This is a genomic window from Rothia sp. BD8 (assembly GCF_044878465.1).
Lineage (GTDB): Bacteria > Actinomycetota > Actinomycetes > Actinomycetales > Micrococcaceae > Rothia > Rothia kristinae.
Window position 1 is genome coordinate 198,925 of the sequence record NZ_JANJES010000002.1, and the last position, 18,275, is coordinate 217,199.

The 18,275-nt window shown below is 72.4% G+C and carries 20 protein-coding genes; 1 reads left to right on the top strand and 19 read right to left on the bottom strand.

Annotated features, from left to right (window positions below):
• The 19 genes from NQ707_RS02525 to ftsY all read right to left on the bottom strand — a co-directional run bounded on the left by NQ707_RS02525 (window position 1) and on the right by ftsY (window position 16,914).
• On the bottom strand, window positions 1-387 hold the full coding sequence (locus NQ707_RS02525) for a YraN family protein (RefSeq protein ID WP_075514930.1): 387 nt from the start codon (window positions 385-387) through the stop codon (window positions 1-3).
• A 288-nt stretch (window positions 388-675) separates the two neighbouring features.
• Window positions 676-1,452, bottom strand: a complete 777-nt coding sequence (locus tag NQ707_RS02530; RefSeq protein ID WP_198490357.1) for a ribonuclease HII — start codon at window positions 1,450-1,452, stop codon at window positions 676-678.
• Entirely contained in the window at window positions 1,452-2,228 is a 777-nt protein-coding gene (lepB, locus tag NQ707_RS02535; RefSeq protein WP_061224972.1) for a signal peptidase I, read from the bottom strand. The genes NQ707_RS02530 and lepB (NQ707_RS02535) overlap by 1 nt, the downstream gene beginning before the upstream one ends.
• A gap of 63 nt (window positions 2,229-2,291) precedes the next feature.
• Window positions 2,292-2,885 (bottom strand): signal peptidase I, encoded by a 594-nt coding sequence (gene lepB / locus NQ707_RS02540; RefSeq protein WP_404434581.1) that lies wholly within the window; start codon window positions 2,883-2,885, stop codon window positions 2,292-2,294.
• 74 nt (window positions 2,886-2,959) lie between these two features.
• Window positions 2,960-3,310: a 50S ribosomal protein L19 gene (gene rplS, locus NQ707_RS02545; RefSeq protein WP_058731467.1), complete on the bottom strand. Its 351-nt coding sequence runs from the start codon at window positions 3,308-3,310 to the stop codon at window positions 2,960-2,962.
• Window positions 3,311-3,496: 186 nt separating this feature from the next.
• On the bottom strand, window positions 3,497-4,336 hold the full coding sequence (gene trmD, locus NQ707_RS02550) for a tRNA (guanosine(37)-N1)-methyltransferase TrmD (RefSeq protein ID WP_404434583.1): 840 nt from the start codon (window positions 4,334-4,336) through the stop codon (window positions 3,497-3,499).
• The gene (gene rimM, locus NQ707_RS02555; protein WP_404434585.1) at window positions 4,333-4,959 is read right to left on the bottom strand and encodes a ribosome maturation factor RimM; all 627 of its coding nucleotides are present in this window, start codon (window positions 4,957-4,959) and stop codon (window positions 4,333-4,335) included. The genes trmD and rimM overlap by 4 nt, the downstream gene beginning before the upstream one ends.
• 142 nt (window positions 4,960-5,101) lie before the next feature.
• Window positions 5,102-5,341 carry an RNA-binding protein gene (locus NQ707_RS02560; protein ID WP_075514936.1) on the bottom strand — a complete coding sequence of 80 codons (240 nt, stop codon included), beginning with the start codon at window positions 5,339-5,341 and terminating at the stop codon, window positions 5,102-5,104.
• A 2-nt stretch (window positions 5,342-5,343) separates the two neighbouring features.
• Window positions 5,344-5,754 carry a 30S ribosomal protein S16 gene (rpsP, locus tag NQ707_RS02565; RefSeq protein ID WP_075514937.1) on the bottom strand — a complete coding sequence of 137 codons (411 nt, stop codon included), beginning with the start codon at window positions 5,752-5,754 and terminating at the stop codon, window positions 5,344-5,346.
• 205 nt (window positions 5,755-5,959) lie between these two features.
• Window positions 5,960-7,123: an ABC transporter permease gene (locus tag NQ707_RS02570; RefSeq protein WP_404434588.1), complete on the bottom strand. Its 1,164-nt coding sequence runs from the start codon at window positions 7,121-7,123 to the stop codon at window positions 5,960-5,962.
• The gene (locus NQ707_RS02575; RefSeq protein WP_404434590.1) at window positions 7,120-8,037 is read right to left on the bottom strand and encodes an ABC transporter ATP-binding protein; all 918 of its coding nucleotides are present in this window, start codon (window positions 8,035-8,037) and stop codon (window positions 7,120-7,122) included. The genes NQ707_RS02570 and NQ707_RS02575 overlap by 4 nt, the downstream gene beginning before the upstream one ends.
• A 157-nt stretch (window positions 8,038-8,194) precedes the next feature.
• The gene (locus NQ707_RS02580) at window positions 8,195-8,995 is read right to left on the bottom strand and encodes a response regulator (protein ID WP_404434592.1); all 801 of its coding nucleotides are present in this window, start codon (window positions 8,993-8,995) and stop codon (window positions 8,195-8,197) included.
• The gene (locus NQ707_RS02585) at window positions 8,988-10,427 is read right to left on the bottom strand and encodes a sensor histidine kinase (protein ID WP_404434594.1); all 1,440 of its coding nucleotides are present in this window, start codon (window positions 10,425-10,427) and stop codon (window positions 8,988-8,990) included. The genes NQ707_RS02580 and NQ707_RS02585 overlap by 8 nt, the downstream gene beginning before the upstream one ends.
• Window positions 10,424-11,719, bottom strand: a complete 1,296-nt coding sequence (locus NQ707_RS02590) for a hypothetical protein (RefSeq protein WP_404434597.1) — start codon at window positions 11,717-11,719, stop codon at window positions 10,424-10,426. Before NQ707_RS02590 ends, NQ707_RS02585 begins: the two co-directional genes overlap by 4 nt.
• Before the next feature lie 50 nt (window positions 11,720-11,769).
• Complete coding sequence (locus tag NQ707_RS02595) at window positions 11,770-12,261, bottom strand: NUDIX hydrolase (RefSeq protein WP_058731511.1); 492 nt, start codon at window positions 12,259-12,261, stop codon at window positions 11,770-11,772.
• Between the two features lie 9 nt (window positions 12,262-12,270).
• The gene (gene ffh / locus NQ707_RS02600) at window positions 12,271-13,854 is read right to left on the bottom strand and encodes a signal recognition particle protein (protein WP_061224979.1); all 1,584 of its coding nucleotides are present in this window, start codon (window positions 13,852-13,854) and stop codon (window positions 12,271-12,273) included.
• A gap of 167 nt (window positions 13,855-14,021) precedes the next feature.
• Window positions 14,022-14,372 carry a P-II family nitrogen regulator gene (locus NQ707_RS02605; protein ID WP_404434601.1) on the bottom strand — a complete coding sequence of 117 codons (351 nt, stop codon included), beginning with the start codon at window positions 14,370-14,372 and terminating at the stop codon, window positions 14,022-14,024.
• Between the two features lie 43 nt (window positions 14,373-14,415).
• Window positions 14,416-15,672 carry an ammonium transporter gene (locus NQ707_RS02610; RefSeq protein WP_082264809.1) on the bottom strand — a complete coding sequence of 419 codons (1,257 nt, stop codon included), beginning with the start codon at window positions 15,670-15,672 and terminating at the stop codon, window positions 14,416-14,418.
• 138 nt (window positions 15,673-15,810) lie between these two features.
• Complete coding sequence (ftsY, locus tag NQ707_RS02615; RefSeq protein WP_404434606.1) at window positions 15,811-16,914, bottom strand: signal recognition particle-docking protein FtsY; 1,104 nt, start codon at window positions 16,912-16,914, stop codon at window positions 15,811-15,813.
• Window positions 16,915-16,967: 53 nt separating this feature from the next.
• Between ftsY and NQ707_RS02620 the strand changes: the two genes are divergently transcribed.
• A complete protein-coding gene (locus NQ707_RS02620) occupies window positions 16,968-18,197 on the top strand; it encodes an MFS transporter (protein WP_404434610.1) in 1,230 nt (409 codons plus the stop codon).
• The last annotated feature ends 78 nt before the right edge of the window (window positions 18,198-18,275 follow it).

Sequence of the window (18,275 nt, forward strand, 5' to 3'; positions counted from 1 at the left end):
TCAGCCCACCCCTTCCAGCTGCTCGTAGGTGAAGCCCGTCGGGGTGCCGGTGATGGCCACCGCGTCGATGCGCACCGGCCCCGGTCGCAGCCCGCATCCGCGGGTCCACTCCCCCGTGAGCCGGCGCAGGCTGCGAATCTTCTGCTCGTCGATGGCTTCGAAGGGGTGACCGCAGTCCGCGGTGGTGCGGGTCTTGACCTCGCAGATCACGTACCCCTCCGGGGCGCGCAGGATCAGGTCCAGCTCCCCGCGTGCGGGCTCGCCGCGCTCGGCCTGCGCGCCGGCGGGCGGCCGCCAGTTGCGCTCCAGCACCTCCCACCCGCGTCCGATCATCACGGCGGCGGCGATCTGCTCGCCCCACCGTCCGGTCTGTGCTCGCTCGTCCATGTCGGCACCTGCCTTTCCGTCGGCACCCATCGTGGACGCAGCGGAACGGGCGCGGGCCGGAAACGGCGGGCTCGGGGCGGTGAAAGTGGATGGGAAGCCCGGATCACGGGCCGCATCCACCGATCCGGACGACCGGTCTCCCTCCGTTCCCGGGTGCAGGGGCGCGGACCGGACGGGCCGGACGAGGGGTTCGGCGGCGCAGGCGCGACGCGCCGAGGAACGGGAGCCACACCGAGGGGCGGGGCAGGGGCGAGGCCGGAACAGGAGGGCCGGACGTCGGGAGGGGGATCAGCCGCGGGCGGACCGGGCGGCGGCCAGGGCCTCGGGGTCGGCCCCCAGCTTCCAGGTGAGCCGGTGCTGCGGGGTGGGCCCCAGGGAGGCGATGGCGCTGCGGTGGGCCGCCGCACCATAGCCCTTGTTCCCGGCCCACCCGTAGCCGGGGTGGGCGGCATCCAGCTCGAGCATCAGGGCGTCCCGGTGCACCTTCGCCCAGACGGAAGCCGCGGCGACACTGGCGCAGGTCACGTCCGCCTTCACCCGGGTGCTCACCGTTCCGGTCCACGCGGGCAGGTTCTCGGTCTCCAGGGCCTGGGCCACCGGGTCCGGCTCGGCGAACAGGTCCGGGGCGGGCGCGGTGAGCCAGTCGTGGCTGCCGTCCAGCAGGACGGCGTCGGGTCGGTGCCCGGCCGCGCCCAGCCGGGCCAGCGCGCGCTGCCCGGCCAGGCGCAGGGCCCCGGTGATGCCCAGCAGGTCGATCTCCCGCGGGGAGGCGCAACCCACGGCCGCGGGGATCCAGGCCGCGATCTGCTCGGCCATGGTCGTGCGTCGGGCCGGTGAGAGCAGCTTGGAGTCCGTCAGATCCGGGATGGTCAGCCGGGTGCGGGCATCCACGACGGCGGCCCCGACCGCCACGGGACCGGCCAGGGCGCCGCGGCCCACCTCGTCCATGCCGGCCACGGATCGGCACCGCGGGCCCAGCAGGCTGCGCTCCAGGTCCAGGTCCGCCGCGCGGCGCACCGTGCGGGGCCTTCCGGTCGCGGGCCGGACGTGCTCGGCGTCGGGCATCAGGACTTCGAGGGGGCCGGCACGTCGGCGAAGACCTCGTGGTGGTCGTCCAGCAGGTGGAAGCGGTTCAGCGGCCACGCGGTGACGAAGGCCCGGCCGACGACGTCGTCCGCCTTCACGAACTCCGTCTTCTGCTCGATGTGGTACCGGGAATCCGCCGAGGCGTCCCGGTGGTCGCCCATCACGAAGAACTCGCCGTCGGGCACGGTCACGTCGAAGGGCATCCCGCAGGGGTGGGAGCCGGGGTACAGGTAGGAGGATTCGTCCAGGGTCCTGCCGTTGACGGTGACCTCGGAATCGGCGTCCTTGCACACCACGTGGTCCCCGCCGGTGCCGATGACGCGCTTGATGAGGTAGTTCTCCGAGGCATCCGGCATGACCCCGACGAAGGACAGCGCCTTGCGCGCCGGGGAGACCTGGCCCTGCTGCGAGGCGGGGATCCACCCCTGGGTGTCCTCGAAGACGATGATGTCCCCGCGGGAAGGGTCGTGGAACCAGCTGCCGGCGACGTTGACGAAGATGCGGTCGTTCAGCTCGAGGGTGTTCTCCATCGAGCCGGAGGGGATGTAGAAGCCGCGCAGCAGGAAGGTCTTGACCAGGAAGGCGATGATCACCGCGTAGAGGATGACCAGCAGGGTCTCCCGGATCTTCCCCCAGGCCCCCTGCGGCCGCTCCTCCCGGTCCCGGCGCCGAGCCCTCCGGGAGCGGTGCCCGGCCGCGGGGGTCGGGGCGGCGTCGTCGGGGTGGGAGGCCGCGGGCGTGGCCGGATCTGCCATGGGATTCCTTCATGGGCCGGGTCGGCGGGGGGCCCGCCGGGTGGTGGATGGGGCTACCGCAGTCTAACGGTCCAGGCTGTGAATGCGGTGCAGCGGCCAGACGATGGCCACGGGGGTGCCGATGATCCGGTCCTCGCGGATCATCCCCCCGCCGGGGGCCCCGAGCAGCGCCCGGGAGTCCCGGGAGTCGGAGCGGTGATCCCCCATGACCCACAGCCGGCCGGCGGGAACCCGCACGGAGAACTCCTGCTCGGAGGGCTTCTCCCCGGGCGGCAGGTACGGCTCGGTCAGGGGCTGGCCGTTGACCTCCAGGCGCCCGTCCGCGGAGCAGCAGCGCACGGTGTCCCCGCCGACGCCGATCACGCGCTTGACGAACACGTCCTCGCGGATGCGCAGGCCGGTCCAGGCGCCGGCGACCTCCAGGGTGTGGCCCAGCCACCCGCCCTCGGAGCGGTAGGGGGCCAGGGAGCCGGTGCCGTCGAAGACGATGATCTGCCCACGCTCCGGGTGGTCCTGACCCACCCGCCAGACCGCGATCCGATCCCCCGGCATCAGGGTGTCCTCCATGGACCCGGAGGGCACCGTGAAGATCTCCAGCAGCAGGCAGCGCACGAGGATCATCAGCGTCAGCGCCAGGGCCAGGACCGCAACGACCAAGCGCCGACCCCCGAGCGGGAGTCGGCGCTTGGCCTCAGGGGCGGAAGGCTCCGCCCGAGATGAGGGTGACAACCCTACGCGTTGTCGCGCTTCTCGCGGATGCGCGCGGCCTTGCCGTGGCGCTCGCGCATGTAGTACAGCTTGGCGCGGCGCACGTCACCGCGGGTCAGCACCTCGATCTTGTCGATGATCGGGGAGTGCACCGGGAAGGTGCGCTCCACGCCGACGCCGAAGGAGACCTTGCGGACGGTGAAGGTCTCGCGCACCCCGGCACCCTGGCGCCCGACGACGTAGCCGCGGAACACCTGGACGCGGGAGCGGTTGCCCTCCACGATGTTGACGTGCACGTCCAGGGTGTCGCCGGGACCGAAGTCCGGGATGTCCTGGCGCAGGGACTTGCTGTCGATGAAATCGAGAGTCTGCATGACTGTTCGCTTCTCCTCGGCCGCCGCCGCAGGTCGCCGACCGATGCTCACGCCGCCGTGCGCCCCGGGGATCCGGGGGTGGGCGGTGCTGCTGGGTATCCGAAGCAGGATCGGTGCCTCGGTGCCGTGTCCGTCAGGTCGCTCTTCCCCCTGCGGCAGGGGCGTGCCCGAACACGGCGCAATCGCCTATCCTAGCGGGTCGGCGCCCTCGCCGCCAGTGTCGCGGGCGGCCTCCTCGAGCACCGCCCGGTCGCGCGCGTCCAGGCGCTGCGGGGGCAGCGCCTCGATCAGGTCGGGGCGGCGCTCCAGCGTGCGGCGCAGCTGCCAGTCCCGGCGGGTCCGGGCGATCAGCGCATGGTTGCCGGTCAGCAGCACCTGCGGCACCTCCCGGCCGCGCCAGTCGGCCGGCTTGGTGTACACGGGGTACTCCAGCAGTCCCTCCGCGTGGGATTCCTCGACCAGCGAGGCGGGGTTGCCGATGACCCCGGGCAGCAGCCGGGCCACGGCCTCGATCATCGCCATCACGGCGACCTCTCCCCCGTTGAGCACGTAGTCCCCGATGCTCACGGGGCGCACGCGGAAGCGCTCGGCGGCCCACTCCAGCACGCGCTCGTCGATGCCCTCGTAGCGCCCGCAGGCGAAGACCAGGTGCTCCTCCTGCGCCCAGGCCTCGGCGGTGCGCTGGGTGAAGACCTCCCCGGCCGGGGAGGGCACGATCAGCAGCGGCCGAGGATCTGGCTGCGCAGGCTCGGCGGGTTGGGCAGGCTCGGCGGGTTCGGCGGTATCGGCGGGTTCATCGAGGATGGCCTCCAGGGCTTCGGCCCACGGCTCGGGCTTCATGACCATCCCGGCCCCGCCGCCGTAGGGGGTGTCGTCCACGGTGCGGTGTCGGTCGTGGGTGTGCTCGCGCAGGTCGTGCACGCGCAGATCCAGCAGACCGGCGCGGCGGGCCTTGCCGATCAGGGACAGCTCCAGGGGCGCCAGGTACTCCGTGAAGATGGAGACGACGTCGTAGCGGTGCCTCACGGCCGCGGCTCCCCGTCCTGCGCGTCGTCGTCGCCCCGGTCCGGCGCGTCGGCGTCGTCCCGGTTCAGGTCCAGCAGGCCCGGTGGGGGCGTGATGATGATCCGCCCGGCCTCCAGGTCCACCTCCGGGACGATCTCAGCCACGAAGGGCACCAGGGACTCGGAGCCGTCCGCGAGGGTCACGGCCAGCAGGTCCTGGGTCGGCAGGGTCTGCAGCCCGGAGACGGTCCCGACCGGCTCCCCCAGCCGAGCACGCGCTGCATCCTCACCGGCGCGGTCCCACTCCTCGGGGTCCACGGCGTACACGGCCAGGCCCGTGAGCTCGTGCTCGTAGTACCCCTCGGTCTCCTCCGCCTCCTCGGTGTCGATGAGCAGGTGGTGGTTGCGCAGGGCCTCGGCCCCGTTGCGGTCGGAGACCTCCTCGAAGCGCAGCACCAGGATGGACTTGTTCCACCGGGCGCCGGCCACCGTGAGGGTGCCTTCGGGGGCCAGCGGGCTGGCCGGCTCCAGGATCAGGACCTCGCCCCGGGCGAAGCGGGTCTCGGGGTCGTCGGTGAGCAGCTGGACGGTCACCTCCCCGCGGATGCCGTGGGGTTTGCCGATGCGGGCGGCCTGGACGCGCACTGGTCCTCCTGGGAGTGGGGTCTGAAGGGATGTGGGAACGGCGAAGGCCCGCGGCCGCCGGGGTGCGGCGGCCGCGGGCCTTGGCTGCGTCGGCTCCCGCGGCGGTCGATGACGCGCGGGTGCGGTCCGACGGCGGCGGGGATCAGCGGCGATCGGTGTCGACGATGTCGACCTTGACCTGCTCATCCTCCGCCAGCGCGCCGATCACGGTGCGGATGGACTTCGCGGTGCGCCCGCTACGTCCGATGACGCGCCCGAGGTCCTCGGGATCCACGCGGACCTCGAGGGTGTGGCCGCGGCGGCCGCTGTGGGAGCGGACCTCGACCTCCTCGGGATCATCCACGATGCCCTTGATGAGGTGTTCCAGCGCGTCGGCGAGCATGATTACTCGGCGGACTCGTCGGCCGGGGCCTCGGACTCCTCGGCCTTCTGCTCACCCTTGGGGGTGACGGCCTCGGTGATGATCACGGAGCCCTTCTCCGGGACGGTGAACTCGGGCTTGGGCTCGACCGGCTTGACGGAGGACTCGGTGGAGCCCTCGCCGGTGAACTTGGCCCAGTCGCCGGTCAGCTTGAGAAGCTTCAGCACCTGCTCGGTCGGCTGGGCGCCGACGGACAGCCAGTGCTGGGCGCGCTCCGAGTCGATGCGCACGAGCGAGGGGTTCTCGGTCGGCTGGTAGATGCCGATCTCCTCGATCGCGCGGCCATCGCGCTTGGTGCGGGAATCCATGACCACCACGCGGTAGCGGGGGTCGCGGATCTTACCCATACGCTTCAGACGGATCTTCGTAGCCACTGTTGTGGACTCTCCTGTTTCTGTACATGGTGAGCCGGTCGCAGGCGGTACGCGCCGTGGGGTGGGCGGTGGTGCCTGGCGGCTCGATGCGGACACAATGACGACGCGGTGAGAGGGGCCGCGCGCATCGAGTACCCGTCAAGTATGCCAGATGGGTCAAGCCCTGACCAGCACCGCGCGCAGCCGCCCTCTCCCCGCCCCGGTGTCAGGACCGGCCGGTGAGCACCTGTCCCCAGCGCAGCCGGGTCCCGGTGCGCAGCACCGCCCGCCGGTACACGCGCCCGGCCCACGCGGTGATCAGCACCAGGGCCAGCAGGCCCAGGCCCAGCGAAGCCGCGCCCTCCACGGGCCCGGCGGTGCCCTGCACCAGGCGCAGCGGCATCACCACCGAGGAGGCCAGCGGCACCCAGGACAGCACGGTCTGCACGGTGCCGGAGGCCAGCAGCCCGGCGAAGTACAGGACCATGAGGATCGTGGTCAGCGGGGTGGAGGTCGCGGAGAGGTCCTCGGGCCGATCCGCCATCGCCCCGGCCACCGCCCACAGCGCCGCGAGGATCGAGAAGCCCACGAGGAAGAAGGCCAGGAACCATCCCGAGCCGCGCAGCACCCAGCCCATCTCCAGGCCGACGTCGAAGAGGTTCATCGCCAGCAGTCCGGCGGCCAGGTAGAGGACCAGCTGACCCAGGGCCAGCCCGATGTTGGCCGCGAGCTTGCCGATGAGCACCTGGCGCACGGGCACGGCGGCCGCGATGATCTCCACGACCCGGTGGGACTTCTCCTCCAGGATGGACTGCGCGATGCCCATGCCGAAGACGACCGCGGCCAGGTAGAACAGGATCGCGAAGACGAAGCTGAGCACCCGCCCGGCGGCCACCTGCTGGGAGGAGTCCGTGCCCTCCAGGGACACCCGGGCCTCGGCACGCAGGGCCGTCAGGTCCACTCCCTGTTCTGCGGCCGCCCGGGCCTCCAGATCCTCGGTGATGACCTCGGTCAGGATGCGGGAGTGCTGGGTGGCGGCCCCGTCCGGGGTGACGATGCTCCAGTGACCCCCACGCTGGATGAGGGCCAGGTCCGCCTCGTCCCGTTCGACGGGGTCGATGGCCTCCTGATCGCTCCCGACCCGCTCGGGGGTCAGGGAGTCCTGCGCCGAGCTCTCGTGCAGCGTCGTCTCGGCCTGCTCCACGTACCGCTGGGCCTGGGAGGAGGAGACCGCCACGGTGGTCTCGGTGCCGCGGTCGGAGAACCAGGAGTAGGCGGCGATGCCGCCGATGATGAGGACCAGCGTGACGGCGAGGCTGGTCAGGAACGATTTCGCGGTGGCGCGCACGGCGATCTCGCGCAGCGCCACGGTCTGCCAGGCGGTGGTCATCGGGTGGCCTTCCGGTAGATCTCGCTGAGGGTCGGGTAGATGCGGGTGAAGCCGGTGAGCCCGCTGGGCACGAGGTCGGCCAGCAGGCGCGAGCGCGTCCGCTCGCTCTCCCCCGGGTCCTCGGGCAGCTCCACGAGCGCCTCGCGCCCGGCGACGTCGAGCACCTCCAGCTCGGGGACGTCCCGCAGCCAGCCCAGGTCCGCCTCGGCGGTGATCCGGTAGCGGGCCGGGCCGGCGCTGCGCAGGGTCTCGGCGCTCCCGGTGACGGCCACCGTCCCCTCGTGGAGGATGACGACGTCCTCGCACAGCCGCTCCACCAGGTCCAGCTGGTGGCTGGAGAACAGCACGGGCACCCCGCGGCGCAGCAGGCGACGCAGCATCTCGACCATGGAGTCCACGGCCGCGGGGTCCAGCCCGGAGAACGGCTCGTCCAGGATTAGGGCCTCCGGCTCGTGGATCAGGGCCGCCGCGATCTGCACGCGCTGCTGGTTGCCCAGGGAAAGGGATTCCAGCAGGTCACGGCCGCGATCCGCGAGGCCGAACTCCTCCAGCAGCCGCCCGGCCCGCTCGCGGGCCTCGGCCCGGGCCACGCCGTGCAGCTGGGCGAGGTAGACCAGCTGGTCGAGGATCCGCTGCTTGGGCCACAGTCCGCGCTCCTCCGGCATGTACCCGAAGCGGCCGATCTGCTCCGCGCCCAGGGGCTCACCGCGCCACAGGACCTCCCCCGCCGTGGGTTCCAGGATCCCCATGATCATGCGCAGGGTGGTGGTCTTCCCGGCGCCGTTGGCGCCGAGGAACCCGGTCATCGTGCCGGGGCGCAGGGCGAAGTCCAGCCCGTCCACCACGGTCCGATCGCCGAAGCGGCGGGTCAGGCCGTGCACGCGCAGCACAGGGTCATCGGGCATCGGGGGCATGGGGGGTCTCCTCAGGGCTTCGGATGCGGCGGATGCGGACGCGCACGGCGGTGCGGGCCGCGTCATCCACGCTAGGCCGAGCGATTCCGGCCTCGCCTCCGCCCGGAGGATGAATCCGCCTCCGGCGCCCCTCCCCCGGCGGGGGGATCCGCGCGGATCAGTCCCGGGTGCCGAGCCCGGCCCGGTGCGCGAGCACGACCGCCTGCACCCGGTCCCGGGAACCCGTCTTGGCGAAGACGGCGGAGACGTGGGTCTTCACGGTGGCCTGCCCGAGCCACAGCTGCTCGGCGATCTCGCCGTTGGACAGGCCCTGGGCCATCAGCCCCAGGATCTGCGTCTCGCGCGGGCTCAGCGCGGCCAGGCGACGGCGGGCCTCCTCCCGTTCGGCCTCGCGCGCGGGATCCGGTCCCGGCGCGGCCCCCGGTTCGACGGCGTCGGGCGAGGAAGCGCACCCACCGGCAGCCTTGCCGGTGCGGCCCTCCCCGGCCAGGCCGTGTTCGGGCGCCCCCTCCCTGGATTCCCCGGGCATCCCGGCCACCCGCCGGATCAGCGGGAGGGTGACCTCGGGGCTGAGCAGGGCCTGCCCGGATCCCACGGCGCGCACGGCCGCGACGAGCTCCTCCGGGGTGGCCGTCTTCAGCAGGAAGCCGCTGGCCCCGGCCCGCAGGGCGGCCATCAGGTGCTGGTCCTCACCGAAGGTGGTCAGCATCAGGACCCGGCCGAGCTGGCGTCGAGTCACCTCCCGGGTCGCCTCGATGCCGTTGACCCCGGGCATCTGGATGTCCATCAGCACGACGTCGGCGGGCCGCTCGGCCAGCAGCCGCAGAGCCTGACCGCCGTCGGCCGCCTCCCCGATGACCTCGATGTCCTCCTCCAGCTCCAGGACCAGGCGGAATCCGGCCCGGACCAGCGCCTGATCGTCCACCAGAAGCACCCGCAGAGTCTGCGCCTCAGCCACGGGAGACCCCCTGCGCCGCTTCGAGCTGCCCGTGCGCCTCCTCGGGCGGCAGGGGCAGGGCGAAGCGCACGAACCATCCGCGCCCGCCGACGCGCGGACCCCAGCAGGCGTGACCGCCGTGGGCCTCGGCCCGCTCCCGCAGACCGCGCAGCCCCCGGCCGCCGGTCCCGCCGATCACACCGTCGACGGGCGCGGGCCCGCCGCCGTCGTCGGTGACCTCGCCCTCCAGCAGACCTGCCTCGGCGCGCAGGCGCACGACGAAGGCCGCGGTCCCGGAACCGGCGTGCTTGGCGGCGTTGGTCAGGGACTCCTGGGCCATCCTCAGGAAGGCCAGCTGGGCGGGCAGGCCCATCGTGCGCAGAAGGGTCTCCCACGTCGCCTCGGGCACGGCCAGCTCCCAGCGCACCGTGAGCCCGGCCCGCTCCATCTCCCGGGGCAGGCGCAGGGTCCGGGCGAGTCCCGGTTCCTCCTCCGCGGACTCCGGGCCCTCGTGGGGGTCGCGCAGGACGGCGAGGATCGTGCGCAGCTCCGCGACGCCCTCCCGGGTGGAGCCCTCCACGCGCAGGAGGGCCTCGCGCAGGGCGGAGGCCGTCGGGCCCGTCAGGTGAGCCTCGTCGGGGGCGCCGGCCTTCTCCAGGCGCCGGCGGGCACCGCCGGCGAGCATCCCGACCCCGGTGAAGTGGTGGCCGATCGCGTCGTGCAGCTCTCGGGCCAGGCGCACCCGCTCCTGCAGGACCGCCTGCTCGCTCAGCCGCTGGGACTGCGCCCGGATGGTCTCGGCCTGCTCGGCCAGCAGGGTCGTGCGCAGGGCGGCGCGCCAGGAGGCCCGCCCGAAGGCCGCGGCGCCGCCGAAGTAGGCCAGGTTCATCGCGGCGAAGACGAGGACGTAGGAGACCACCGGATCGAAGGGTCCGGCGCCGTCACGGGGCACGCGGTCCATGAGGATGGCCACGGACTGCCGCATGGACAGGTCCAGCAGGACCCACAGGGTCATCACGAGGATCACCGCGAGCATCGCCGTCCACACCGCGGCCCGGTGCCGGGCCCAGGCCACCGCAGAGTAGATGGTCGTGAAGTAGGCGATCTGGAAGGTGACGGTCATGCTGCCGGCCGGACCCAGGTACGCCCCGCCGATGAACAGGGCCGTAGCCGCCAGCATCGTCGCGACCGGGTGGGAGCGACGCAGCGCCAGCAGTGCCGCCATGAGGAGCACGACGGCGTAGTCCCGCGGCCGCACCGCGTGATCGCCGTATTGGCCGACGGACTGCGAGGTCGCGATGTTCAACGCGCTCAGCGCGGCCATCCCCGCGGCGATCAGCGCATCCGCGCGCCGCTGCCGGGCCGTGGGGGCCGGTCTCACCCAGTCCGGGTGCTGGGGGTCATCCAGTCGGGCGCGGATCCGCTCGGTCCAGGGCGACGCCGCCGGGCTCACCGGTTCCGACGCCCCAGCCAGGTGCCCACGCCCCAGCCGAGGGCCGCGGCGGCGCTGACCGCGGCCCCGCGCACCAGGCGGGCGGGCAGGTGGTGCTCGGGCAGGGCGGGCCCGTGCGGGCCGATGCCCCCGGCCCGGGATCCGGCGCCGACGCCCGGGCTCATCGAATCCGGGTTCTGGTCCGTCCGGACACCGCGCACCCCGTCCAGCAGGGTCTGCGCGCCATCGCGCACGCGCTGGGCCGCGGCGCCGACCGGGCCCTGCTCGGGGGCGATCACCTCGTGCTCCGGCAGGTCCGCCGGGGTGCGCCGCCCGTCCAGGATCTTCGCTGCGTCCTCCGGCAGGCCCAGCAGCTGGAGCACGGATTCGGGGGCGTAGCGCCCGGTGGCATCCTCGGCGTATCCGGCCAGGCGCCGGGCGGAGGGAGCGTCCAGGCGGAAGCGCTCGGCCAGGGCGGCGACGGCGCCGCGGCGGGCGGCGTCGCGACGGGGCTGGGAGGCCAGCCCGGAGACCTGGGCCTGCAGCCGCCCCGCGGGGGAATCCTCGGGGTAGGTCGCCACGGAGGTGCGCACCGGGCCCCATTCCAGGGTCACCGGGTCCGCGTCCTGACCGAGCACGGTCAGGGCCCGGTGCTCCCCGTCCGTGTCCAGCAGAACCGCCGGGGCGTCGACCGCGTCCAGCAGCTCCACGAGGTCCTCGTAGTCGGTGCCGGCGGCCAGGGACCAGCCCGCGGCGGGGGCGGCGAGCTGGACGGGTCCGCGGCGTCGGGTGCGCAGCAGGCGTCGGCGCAGGGCGGGCACCGGGAGGCGGACCTCGGCGACGGCGGTGGGGGCGGCCTGCGGGGACGGGCCGGTCTGCCAGGAGGCGTATTCCAGCCCGGGGAAGGCCAGCAGCTCCTCCATGAAGTCCTCCAGGCCCGCACCCAGGGTGAGCCGCCCTTCCGCGTCGGCCCGGGCCACGCGCGGATCAGCACCGGGGCCGGTGACCGGCAGCATCAGGTCGATCGTGCGCTCGGCGGCGCTGTACACGGCCGGCACGGACTGCTCACGCAGCACCCGCAGGATGCTCTCCTGCTCGGCGGGACCGCCGCTGGGGTCCACGGACACGGCGCCGTCGGCCTGCTCGGTGAGGCGCCGGTGCAGGTCCAGGCGCACAGGCACCCACTGCCAGCCCGCCGCCGCGGGGTGCGGGGTCTGGTCCTGGGGCCGGTGCGGCGGCCGGGCGGATGCGGGATCCTGCGGGTCCACGACGACCTCCTCCTTCTCAGCGGTGGGCGGGCAGCCGGAGGGCATCGGCTCCGCTTCCTCGAGCGCCTCGGCGGCGTTCGGATCCTCCTGCGGGCTCAGCCCCAGCTGGTGGAGCTCAATTCTACGACCTCACCGGTCTTCCGGGCTTCCAGGGCACGACGCAGGCGCCCGGCGAATCCCGGACCCACGTACGCGTCCAGCTCAGCCGCGGGGACGAAGCGGTATTCCAGCAGCTCCTCGGCCTGCAGCCGGATCGGCGCGTCGGCAGGGATGGTGCCGCCGTCGTAGAGGAAATAGGCCGAATCCCCCCACTCGCCCATCGACAGGCCGTGGAAGATCAGCAGCAGCCGGCCGGGCTCCAGGCGCAGCCCGGTCTCCTCCACGACCTCCCGGAAGCAGCCCTCCTGCGGGGCCTCGCCGGCCTCCACCGTCCCACCGGGCAGGGTCCAACCGTCCTTGTAGTTGGGCTTGGCCACCAGCACCGACCCGTTCGGATCGGTGATCAGGGCGCCTGCGGCCAGGCGACGGCGCGGCAGGGAGGCGACGAAGGCCCGGAAGTCCTCCGGGGAGAGGTAGGTATCAGCCATGCTTCCGGTCTACTGGTCCCCGAGGAACTTCTCAAACCCCTTGGGCAGGTTGGACAGGTCCAGGTCCTGCTTCTGCTGCTGACCGAAGGAGGACCCGCGGGCCGCGGCCGGCTGCTGCAGGCCCTTGCGCTGGGCCTCGCGCTTGGCCGGGTTGCCGGAGCCTTTGCGCTTGGCGTTCTTGCCCTTGGCCTTCTTCTTGGACCCGCCGCCGGGCCCGCCCATCCCGGGCATTCCCGGCATCCCCTGCATACCCGGCATTCCAGGCATGCCCTTGCCGCCGGCCATGCGCTTCATCAGCTTCTGCGCCTGGCCGAAGCGCTCCATGAGCTGGTTGACCTCGGAGACGGTGACGCCGGAACCGCGGGCGATGCGCGCGCGGCGGGAGCCGTTGATGATCTTCGGGGCCACCCGCTCGTGCGGGGTCATGGATCGGACGATGGCTTCGACGCGGTCGATCTCCTTCTCGTCGAAGTTCTCCAGCTGCTGGCGCATCTGGGCCGCACCCGGCATCATCATCAGCAGCTTCTTCATGGATCCCATCTTGCGGATCTGCTGCATCTGGGCCAGGAAGTCCTCGAAGGTGAAGTCCTCGCGATCCTGGAACTTCTTGGCCATCCGGTCGGCTTCGGCCTTGTCCCAGGAGGCCTCGGCCTGCTCGATGAGGGTCAGGACGTCGCCCATGTCCAGGATGCGGTCGGCCATCCGGTCCGGGTGGAACTGCTCGAAGTCCTTCACGCCCTCGCCGGTGGAGGCGAACATGATGGGCTTGCCGGTCACGCTGGCCACGGACAGGGCCGCACCACCGCGGGCGTCGCCGTCGAGCTTGGACAGCACCACGCCCGTGAAGTCCACGCCCTCGTCGAAGGCCAGGGCGGTGTTCACGGCGTCCTGGCCGATCATCGCGTCGATGACGAACAGGACCTCGTTGGGCACGATCGCATCGCGGATGTCCCGGGCCTGCTTCATCAGCTCCTGGTCCACACCGAGCCGTCCGGCGGTGTCCACGATGACGACGTCGTGCAGCTTGGCGCGGGCCTCGGCCACTCCGTCCCGGGCCACCTGCACCGGGTCCCCCGTGGGGTCGTCGAACTCGCTGGTGGTGCCCGGGTGCGGGGCGAAGACGGGGACGCCGGCGCGCTGGCCGACCACCTGCAGCTGGGTCACGGCGTTGGGCCGCTGCAGATCCGAGGCGACCAGGATGGGCTTGTGCCCCTGAGTGGACAGCCAATGCGCGAGCTTCCCGGCCAGGGTGGTCTTGCCGGCACCCTGCAGACCGGCGAGCATGATGATGGTCGGACCGGTCTTGGCCATGCGGATGCGCCGGGTCTGCCCGCCGAGGATCTGCTTGAGCTCGTCGTTGACGATCTTCACGACCTGCTGGCCGGGGTTCAGGGCCTCGGAGACCTCAGCGCCCAGGGCGCGCTGCTTGACGGCGCCGGTGAACTCGCGGACCACGGGCACCGCGACGTCGGCGTCGAGCAGGGCGCGACGGATCTCGCGCACGGTGGCGTCGACGTCGGCTTCGCTCAGGCGGCCCTTGCCGCGCAGGTTCTTGAAGGTGGCCGCAAGACGGTCGGACAGGGAGTTGAACACGAGGCGTGGTCTGCTTTCGTCGGGTCCGGGCGGACGCCACCGGGATCGGGGCGGCGGAATCTACCGCAGCCGCCGGCGACGTCGTGGCAGTCAGCTTCCCAGAATAGCACCGGATCCCCCGGGCAGCCCGGGGGATCCGATGGGAGTGCGATCGTGTGTGGGTCCCGCTACTTCGAGTCGTACAGGGCCTTCTCGTCGGCCTCGCCCGTGCGCACGCGCTTGACCTCGTCCACCGGCTGCACCCAGATCTTGCCGTCGCCCTGGCTGCCGGTGTGGGCGGCCTTGACGATGACGTCCACGATCTCGCGGGCCCGCTCGTCGGTGGTGAGGATCTCCACGCGGATCTTCTGCAGCAGATCCACGGTGTACTTGGCGCCGCGGTACACCTCCCGGTGCCCGTGCTGGATGCCGTAACCGGCGGCATCGGAGATGGTCATCCCGTGGATGCCGTACTCCTCCAAGGCCTCCTTGACGTCCGTGAACATCTCCGGTCGGACCACTGCGGTGATGAGCTTCATCTGTTCTCTCCTGAGGATCGGAAGGGTCTGGGGATGGGCGGGCTCAGCCCCGCACCGAGAACTGGCCGGAGGTGCCGGAGGCGAAGGAGTAAGCGGTCTCCGCGTGGGCGGCCAGGTCGATGCCCTGGATCTCCGAGCGCTCGGGGACCCGGAACCCGATGGTCTTGTGGATGGCCAGGCCGATCACCGCGGTGACGATCCCGCAGTACACGATGGTCACCAGAGCCGCGACCACCTGGGTCAGCAGCAGCTCGAAGCCGCCGCCGTAGAACAGCCCGGCGGTGCCGGTCTCCGGAGTGGCGATGAACCCCAGGGCCACGGTGCCGATGATCCCCGAGACCAGGTGCACCCCCACCACATCCAGGGAGTCGTCATAGCCCAGCCGGTACTTCAGGCCCACCGCGAAGGCGGAGCCGACGCCGGAGACCACGCCGAGCACCACGGCCCAGCCGGGATCCACGTTCGCACAGGCCGGGGTGATGGCCACCAGGCCGGCGACGACGCCGGAGGCCGCGCCGAGGCTCGTGGCGTGCTTGTCCCGGATGCGCTCCACCGCGATCCAGCCGAGCATCGCCGCGGCCGGGCACACCAGGGTGTTGATCCAGGTCAGCCCCGCCTGAGCGGGAGTCGCGGCGGCGCCGACGTTGAAGCCGAACCAGCCGAACCACAGCAGCGCGGCACCCAGCATCACGAAGGGCAGGTTGTGCGGACGCTGGTTGGCGTCCCGGCCGAAGCCGCGGCGGGCGCCGATGATCAGGCACAGGACCAGACCGGCCATACCGGCGTTGATGTGCACCACCGTGCCGCCGGCGAAGTCGATGGCCTCCCCCAGGGCCGAGCCGATCGCGCCGTCCTTGAGCAGGCCGCCGTCGGCCCACACCATGTACGCCACGGGGGCGTAGACCAGGGTGACCCACAGGGGCACGAAGATGCACCAGGCGCCGAACTTCGCGCGGTCCGCGATGGCTCCGGAGATCAGGGCCACGGCGATGATCGCGAAGGTCGAGGAGAAGGCGATGCCCAGCAGGGAGCCGTCGTGGGTGGCCTGCTCGGAGCCGAAGTCCGTGAAGGGGTTGCCGAGGATCCCGGGGATCAGCTCATCCCCGCTGGCCACCGACGAGCCCCACAGCACCCACACGACGCCGATGATGCCGACGGACACGAAGCTCATCATCATCATGTTCAAGGCGGCCTTGACGCGGGTCATGCCGCCATAGAAGAAGGCGAGTCCGGGGGTCATCAGCAGCACGAGAGCGGCGGCGACGATCGTCCAGACATCCTGGGCAGTCAGTTCTTGCATAGCCGGGGTCCTTACGAGTGACGGATGCGGGGCAGGTGCCCCCACGATGCCGTCATCGTGTTTCGCTCTCCCGACCGTGCCGGTAACGACCGTGTTTCGCAGACCACCCCGATGTTCGGGGGAGGTAAAACCGCCGGCTCAGTCCAGCAGCGCGTCCACGAAGCCCTCGGGGTCGAAGGGCGCCAGGTCATCCGGGCCCTCACCCAGGCCCACCAGCTTGACCGGCACGCCGAGCTCGTTCTGGATGGCCACCACGATGCCGCCCTTGGCCGTCCCGTCCAGCTTGGTCAGCACGATCCCCGTGATGTCCACGACCTCGGAGAACACCTTCGCCTGGACCATGCCGTTCTGCCCGGTGGTCGCGTCGATCACCAGCAGCACCTCGGTCACCGGGGCCACCTTCTCCGTGACCCGCTTGACCTTGCCCAGCTGATCCATCAGCCCGGCCTTGTTCTGCAGGCGCCCGGCGGTATCGATCATGACGGTGTCCACCCCCCGCCGCTTGGCCTCGGTCGCGGCCTCGAAGGCCACCGAGGCCGGATCCGCGCCCTCCTTCTCCGAGCGCACCGTGTCCACCCCGACCCGGTTGCCCCAGGTCTGCAGCTGATCGGCCGCCGCGGCCCGGAAGGTGTCCGCGGCCCCCAGCACCAGGGACTTCTCCTCGGCGACCATCACCCGGGCGAGCTTGCCGACCGTCGTCGTCTTCCCGACGCCGTTGACCCCGACCACCAGCACGACGCCGGGATCCTCCCCCGCCCCGTCCAGGGCGAGGCTGCGGTCCATGGTGGGATCCACCAGCTTCAGCAGCTCCTCGCGCAGCATCGCCTTCACGTGCGCCGGATCCTCGGTGCCCTCGACCCGGACCCGGGTCTGCAGGGCCTCCACCAGCCGCTGGGAGGGCTCCGAGCCGAGGTCCGCCAGCAGCAGCGTCTCCTCGATCTCGTCCCAGACGTCCTGGTCGATCCTCTCTCGGGAGAGCAGGGTCAGCAGGCCCTTGCCCAGCATCGAGTTGGAGCGGGCCAGGCGCTCGCGCAGCCGGACCAGGCGCCCGGCCACCGGTGCCGGCGTCTCGTAGCGGGGTCCGGCCGGTGCCTGCTCCTCTGCGGCGACGTCGTCCGGCTCCCGGGTCTCCGGGTAGCCGCCCTTCGGGGCCTTGGGGCCCTTGAGCAGCACGAAGGCCAGGCCGCCCAGGACGATCACGCCGAGGGCGATGAACAGGATGAGGATCAGGGAATCATTCACGTCCACCAGCTTGCCACAGGGCCCCCGGCCCGGCGCGGGTACAGTGGGCGGCTGTGCCCCGCTCCCTCCCCTTCCGACGTCGACCTCCCGCCGAGGACCCGCAGACCGACCGCACCCCGGTGCCCCAGGACCTGAAGGTCATGATCGTCGCGGCGTTCGTGATCGCCGTCGGCTACGGGCTGGTCGCACCCGTGCTGCCCCAGTTCGCGGCCTCCTTCGGCGTGGGGGCCGCAGCCTCGGGTGCCGTGATCAGCGCCTTCGCCCTCATGCGGGTGGCCGGTGCGCCGGCCGCCGGGCCCCTGGTGACCCGCCTCGGCGAGCGGGCCGTGTACCTGTGGGGCCTGGGGATCGTGGCCGGCTCCTCCCTAGCCACGGCCTTCGCCCCGAGCTACCCGCTGCTGCTGGTGCTGCGCGGGATCGGCGGGGTGGGCTCGGTGATGTTCACGGTGTCCGCGATGGGGCTGATCGCCCGACTCTCCCCGCCGGACATCCGCGGGCGGGTCTCCGGGTACTACGCGACGGCCTTCCTGACCGGCAACATCATGGGTCCGGTGATCGGGGCGGCCGCGGCCACACTCGGTCTGCGCGCCCCGTTCGCGATCTACGCCGCGGCCCTGGCCATGGCGATCGCGGTGGCCGCGTGGAAGCTGCGCCCCACATCCCCCACCACGGACACCGGGTCGATCCCCCTGCCGATGCGCATCCGGGAGGCGTGGGCGCGGCCGACCTACCGTGCGCTGCTGGTCTCCTCCTTCGCCAACGGCTGGACCAATCTGGGCGCCCGCGTGGCCATCATCCCGCTGCTGGGCGCGGCGGTGGCCGGCAACTACGGGGCCTCGGTGGCCGGGATCGCGCTGGCGGTGCTGGCCGCGGGTGCTGCGATCTCGCAGATCTTCCTGGCCGGCACCTCGGACCGGATCGGCCGGCGCCCGGTGATGCTCACCGGACTGCTGGCCGCGGCCGGGCTGACGGCGCTGACCGGCGTCGTGCCCGGGCCGTGGGCGCTGTGGGGCGTGTGCCTGCTGACCGGGATCTGCACGGGCTTCTACGCCCCGGCGCAGCAGGCCGCGCTGGCCGACGTCGTGGGGACCCGACGCTCCGGAGGTGCGGTGATGGCGCTGTTCCAGGCCTCCAGCGACGTCGGGCAGATCCTCGCCCCAGTGCTGCTGGGCGCGGTGGTCGACGCCGCCGGCTTCGGCCCGGCCTTCCTGATCAGCGCGGCCCTGCTGCTGGCGGCCCTGCTGGCGTGGCTGCCGCGCACCGCGGAGCCCGCCCGCCCCTGACCGGGCCCCGTCGCCGCGGCCCCCCGTCGCCGCGCCCTCTCCAGCTGTTTGGGAGGGGTTTCGGTGTGTGGGAGCGTC